At 56.4% G+C, this 5,567-nt stretch carries 6 protein-coding genes; 5 read left to right on the top strand and 1 reads right to left on the bottom strand.

The genetic code is table 11. The annotated features are described in order from the left end of the window. Positions 1–617: helix-turn-helix transcriptional regulator (locus ACLQ7H_RS01305; protein WP_411751107.1), on the bottom strand; the 617-nt coding region annotated here is incomplete at its 3' end. Positions 618–1,044: 427 nt separating this feature from the next. On the opposite strand from ACLQ7H_RS01305, the gene ACLQ7H_RS01300 reads away from it, so the two are divergent. Genes ACLQ7H_RS01300 through ACLQ7H_RS01280 form a run of 5 tightly spaced genes read left to right on the top strand, consistent with a single transcriptional unit; the run spans position 1,045 to position 5,473 of the window. Then, positions 1,045–2,538 (top strand): APC family permease, encoded by a 1,494-nt coding sequence (locus tag ACLQ7H_RS01300; RefSeq protein WP_411751106.1) that lies wholly within the window; start codon positions 1,045–1,047, stop codon positions 2,536–2,538. Continuing rightward, positions 2,513–3,100 (top strand): DUF3156 family protein, encoded by a 588-nt coding sequence (locus tag ACLQ7H_RS01295; RefSeq protein WP_411751105.1) that lies wholly within the window; start codon positions 2,513–2,515, stop codon positions 3,098–3,100. The genes ACLQ7H_RS01300 and ACLQ7H_RS01295 overlap by 26 nt, the downstream gene beginning before the upstream one ends. After that, positions 3,093–3,875, top strand: a complete 783-nt coding sequence (locus ACLQ7H_RS01290) for an SDR family NAD(P)-dependent oxidoreductase (protein WP_411751104.1) — start codon at positions 3,093–3,095, stop codon at positions 3,873–3,875. Before ACLQ7H_RS01295 ends, ACLQ7H_RS01290 begins: the two co-directional genes overlap by 8 nt. 10 nt (positions 3,876–3,885) lie before the next feature. Continuing rightward, entirely contained in the window at positions 3,886–4,677 is a 792-nt protein-coding gene (locus tag ACLQ7H_RS01285; RefSeq protein ID WP_411751103.1) for a MoaF C-terminal domain-containing protein, read from the top strand. A 4-nt stretch (positions 4,678–4,681) separates the two neighbouring features. After that, positions 4,682–5,473 carry an SDR family oxidoreductase gene (locus tag ACLQ7H_RS01280; protein ID WP_411751102.1) on the top strand — a complete coding sequence of 264 codons (792 nt, stop codon included), beginning with the start codon at positions 4,682–4,684 and terminating at the stop codon, positions 5,471–5,473. Positions 5,474–5,567 lie beyond the last annotated feature (94 nt).

Genomic DNA, 5,567 nt, shown 5'->3' with positions numbered 1-5,567 from the left:
TTGACCACGGCGGTTTTGGCAAAGATGTTGCGCATATGGGTTTTCACCGTCGATAGAGAAATGCCGAGCTTCAGGGCGATACGCTTATTGCTGGCCCCTTCACGCACCATATTGACGATCTCCTGCTCTTTGGCGGTGAGCAAGGGATCTTGCGTATCGGGCAGCAGATCGCGGGTGGCCAGCTCGATCAACGGCAGCACCGCACGTAAGCGGCTGCGCTCCAATTCGGTGAACGGCGTATCGCGGATCAGAGAAACTCCGGCAATAATCCGCTTACGCTGGCGGATAAAGATCTCCGTCATGTCACGCATGCGATTGGGCAGCATAAAGTCGTGATAATAGTGGCGATTATTGGCGATCGCCGCTGGCGTCATGTTCACCATCTGAATGTCTTGCTGGTGGAAGTTGGCCGGTTTTAACGGGTCTAGCTGTTGAAAATGGTCCAGATATTGCTGATGCGTATCATCGCTAATGCCATGAAGAATGTAGTGATCTGGCCGCAGGTCCGGATCCACCAGATAAAAAACCCCGGCTGAAACTGGGATCAGATGCGCAATGGTATTCAGACAGCTCGAGATAAAAGCGTCGTTACGCATGAAGGATGATGTGGTGGTCATAATGCATTTTCCTCCGTTGAACGCTCAGTACCCTGAAGGACACCTGCAAAGGTATCTGGACAATATGTGAACGATACAAGCATAGGTGTAGCAATTATGCAACACAATGAAAACATATTAACAACGTGAGCCGGATTGCAATAAAATACATTAATAACAACATTCCCATGCTGATTTTCGGGGTATCCTCCTGGCATAGAGTAGGGGTTTCATTAACACATTAATGAAAAGTACCGGGCGGTTACTGCTGAATTTAAAGTGATTTCTCTTTAATGGCGCTTTTAACCCGTAACGCAACTCTCCCATTAACAGTCTGACCCCCCTCGTCCTTAAGGACGATAGCCAGCCTTTTCCTTTCCTTCCTATAGTGAGATTGCTGCCTTTGGCGGCTACACACCGGGTAAAACAACTATAAGAGGAAATAACCATGAACCTGTCGTCGCGGCTCAGTGCCCAGCTAGAACGGGGCAAGGTCGGGTTCCCCACCACCTTAGCCAGTTCGGTTGGGGTGATCATGGCCAGCCCGGTGATCCTCACCGTTACCAGCGGTTTTGGTATCGGCGGTGACACCTTCGCGCTGGCGATGCTGATCGCCTTTATCATGATGCAAGCCCAGCTCACCACCTTCTCCGAAGCGGCGGCGATCCTGCCCACTACCGGCTCGGTGTATGACTATATCTCCTGCGGTATGGGGCGCTTTTTTGCCATTACCGGCACCCTGTCTGCCTATCTGATCGTGCATATCTTTGCGGGCACTGCCGAAACCATTCTTTCCGGCATTATGGCGCTGGTGAACTTCGAACACCTCAACACCCTGATGGAAAGCCACAACAGTTCATGGATGATCGGCGTGGGTCTGGTGATTATTTTCGGTATTCTCAATGCGTTTGGCATCGAAGCCTTCGGTAAGGCCGAAGTGGTACTGACGTTCTGTATGTGGACCACGCTGATGATCTTCTCGATTGCCGGATTGTTACTGCCACATGCCGTATCGCTAGAAGGCTGGTTTGGTACCACGCTGGATGTCGACGATCCCTTTGCGGTGTTCAGCCTGGTCGGCATGGCGATGTTTATGTTCGTCGGCTGCGAGTTGGTAACGCCGATGGCCCCGGAGATTAAACATTCTCACCGCGTGATCCCGCGAGCTATGTCCCTGGGGTTGTGCGGTGTGGCGCTGTGCATGGCGTTATACGGTGCGGCACTGAGCCATCAAGTGGAAAACGTCGTGGTGGATGCGGCCAATAACGTGCATCTGCTGGATACGCCAATGGCGATCCCGGCATTTGCTGGCCAGATTATGGGTAACTTCGGTAAATACTGGCTGGGCGTTGGGCTGCTGCTCGCCGGGGCTGCCACCATTAACACCCTGATGGCAGCGGTGCCGCGTATTATCTACGGCATGGTGTTAGACGGCGCTATGCCACGCATCTTTGCCTATCTGCATCCACGCTTTAAAACTCCGGTAGTCGCGATTGCCGCTGCAGTTTTGATCCCTTGCGTTCATGCCTTCGCCATTCAGGGCGATCTGGATCGCATCATGCCAATGGTACTGGCTGCCGTTTGTGCCTGGGGCGTGGCTTATCTGCTGGTGACCTGCTCGGTGGTGATCCTGCGTATCCGTCGTCCGGATCTGCCACGCGCCTATAAATCCCCTTGGTTCCCGTTGCCGCAGATTGTCTCTAGCATCGGTATCGTGCTGGCGATTTTCTACATCACTCCGCCAGGGATGAACCCGCGCGATGTCTACATTCCGTTTGGCATCATGATCGGCCTGACCTCCGCCTATGCGCTGTTCTGGACCCTGTGCGTGCAGAAGGTCAATCCGTTTAAACCGGTGCCGGTCGAAGAGGTGCTGGAGAGCGCCTTCAACAAGGCAGAAGCTGCGGAGGTGGAGTTTGATCGGCTTACTTCCCTCACTTAATCGTTTTTGGCATCGCGATCCCCCCGGCTATCGGCCAGGCACGACGTTGGATCGATTGGTGAACAACCTGCGGCCTTACGCCTGTGAACGGGTTGCCGTGGGCCAGTTACGGCTCACGCTGCCACAGGGGCCAGTGATCGAGGTGTCCGAGCGAGTGCAGTCGCTGTTTCTGGCGCACATCGTCACCCACCGTTTCTGCTTGCAGGGCTGCGCACGTTTTACCGATCCGCTGGTGCTCAACATCATCACCGGTGGCTGGCTGCGCCGTAATGGCGTGATTTATCGCACCAAGGCCAAACATGATAGCGCTCAGCAGTTGATCGCCGCGTTGCGGCAATACCCGCAAATTGGCGGCACGTTAGCCAAGCTTGATTTCCGCCGGGCCACGCTCACGATAACCGAGGGGCGCTGGCAGTTGGATATTGAGCATTTCGCTGCCTCCGAAGTGGTTAGCCGTTTGCCTGCCAGCCGCCGCTATCTGCGGTTGGAGGCCGAGCAGCGGCGTTTGCTGTTGAGCAGTTTCCTGATGGTCAGCCAGTTGATGGAGCAATGCGATGAGTAGAGTGGTAGTGATCACCGGCGGCGGTACCGGCATTGGCGCTGCTTGTGCGCGTTTGCTGACGCAGGAGGGCGACCGGGTATTTATCGTTGGCCGCCGCCGTGAACCGTTGAACGCCTTGGCCGCGGAAATTGGGGCGCATGCCGTAGTTGGGGATGCTGCCAGAGGAGCCAGTTGGCAAGCAGACATCCTGCCAACGATTTTAGCGCAGGCAGGGCGAATCGATTGTCTGATCGCCAGCGCTGGCGGGATGGGGCTGGGCCGCATTACCGAAGTCACCGATGCTCAGTGGCAACAGGCGCTGGACAGCAACCTCAATAGCGCGTTCGCCAGCGCCCGGGCCTGTTTGGCGGAACTGGTGAAAAGCGGCGGCAATCTGTTGTTTGTCGCTTCGATCGCCTCGTTGGCCGCCGGGCCGGAGGTGTGCGGCTATGTTACTGCCAAGCACGCGTTGATTGGGCTGATGCGTTCCATTGCTCGTGATTATGGCCCACAGGGCGTGCGATCTAACGCAGTTTGCCCCGGTTGGGTGGCCACGCCGATGGCAGATGAAGAGATGCAGCCGTTGATGGCGGCGCATAACTTAACGCTTGCACAAGCTTATCAACATGTCTGTCGCGATGTGCCGCTGCGCCGCCCGGCCAGTGCGCAGGAAATCGCCCAAGTGTGTCGTTTTCTCTGCTCAACGCAGGCATCAATTATTACCGGCGCGACGCTGGTGGCCGATGGCGGCTCCACCATTGTTGATGTGCCGACCTTAGCTTTCACTTCCCTGTAAGGAGAATGTCATGAGTTCAGAAGCGGTATTTATTCAGGTTGGCGCACTGGCGGAAGGTTTCGCCCCGCACAGCCATACGCTGGCACAGCAGGATTTGGCCGGTACCACGTTGGCGTTCCATGTTGCCGAAGGGGAAACGGTGCAGTGCCAATTTAATGACGATCAAACCCTGCTCTGGGGAGATCAACGGGTTGATTACCGGGCCACCAGTATTCGCCCGGGGATCCTGTTTATCGATTTCCTCGATCCGCAGCGGGCCAACGGCAGTATTACGCTGGTGTGCGATCGTCAGCAGGGCAACTTTACCGCCGTCTATGGCCAGTTGCCGGATGAGTCACAGACGCGGCTGGACGCCTTTAGCCGGGTAGAGCAGGGGTTGCCGCTCACGGCGGTGAATGCTGAATTCCGCTTTGGCCGTCTGGACAATAGCGATGCAGCGTTGCCGCAGTTTACCGACGAACTGATCGGCATGCGGAATCTGTATACCTACAGCCCGACGGAGCGCTACGAGCATATTTATCTGAACACTAATTTCTACGCCTGGCAGTGCTTGGACGGGGTAGAGAAGGGGCTGGCGGACGTCGATCGCTGTCATTACGTCAAAGTGGCGGAGAAGCTGTACCTATTCGTCTGGCGCGAGAAGATCATTCCGACGCTGGGCGTGGTGATGATCGATCTGCAAGAGATGCGCACCGATGGCAAGATCCTCGGCTTTCAGGGCAGTGATTTCAGCAGCCTGAGCAACTTTGCCGTGGGCGCGCACGCGCAGATCCTTAACACTACGCATTACCCTAAGGCCTGAGCCAATGACGGTGGTCTATGCCAGTGATGCGTTTGCCGGGCAGGTGGTGCTGGTGACCGGCGGGGCGCAGGGCATTGGGCTGGCGATCGTCAGCGCCTTTGCTCGTTTGGGGGCCAAGGTGGTGATGGCCGATTTACAACTGCAAAAGGCGCAGGAGGCGGCTGAAAGCCTGTGCCAGCAGGGTTGGCAAGTGCAGGCCACTGTCTGTGATATGGCCGATGCAGGGCAGATTGCCGAGTTGGTAGAACAGACAGCGCAGCAGCATCAACGGCTGGACGTAGTGATCCACAACGCCGCTTATTTTCCGCTTAGGTCGTTTAGCCAGATAGATGCCGAACTGCTACAACGTACGTTAAGCGTCAATTTGATGGCTCCGTTCTTTCTGGCACAGGCAGCGCAGCCGTGGATGAAACGCCGGGGTGGTGGGCGCATTCTGGTGACCTCGTCGGTTACAGGACCAAGGGTGGCCTATCCGGGGTTGGCGCACTATGCGGCTTCCAAGGCGGGGGTAAATGGTTTTATTCGCGCTGCTGCTCTGGAGTTGGCATCTGACGGGATCACGGTAAACGGCGTGGAGCCGGGGATGATCCGTACGCCCGCGATGGCTAATCTGGGCGGGGACGCGGTGAATCAGGCGATTGCCGCTGCAGTGCCGTTAGGCAGATTGGGGGAACCGGAGGATATCGCTGCCGCGATGGTCTTTTTGGCTTCGCCGGCTGCCGGTTACATTACCGGCCAGACGCTAGTGGTGGATGGCGGCGCGTTATTGCCAGAAGCCCACCCTGTTATTCACTGAGGACGCCCCTCACCCTAACCCTCTCCCAAGGGGCGAGGGGACCGATCGAGTTAGTTTTTAGTTACAGAAATCTACCTGACCGCTGCACCGTTCC

The sequence above is a fragment of the Serratia sp. (in: enterobacteria) genome, from assembly GCF_046715635.1.
GTDB lineage: Bacteria > Pseudomonadota > Gammaproteobacteria > Enterobacterales > Enterobacteriaceae > Chania.
The sequence above is the reverse complement of the archived record's forward strand: the minus strand, read 5'-3'. Positions and strand labels throughout refer to the sequence as shown.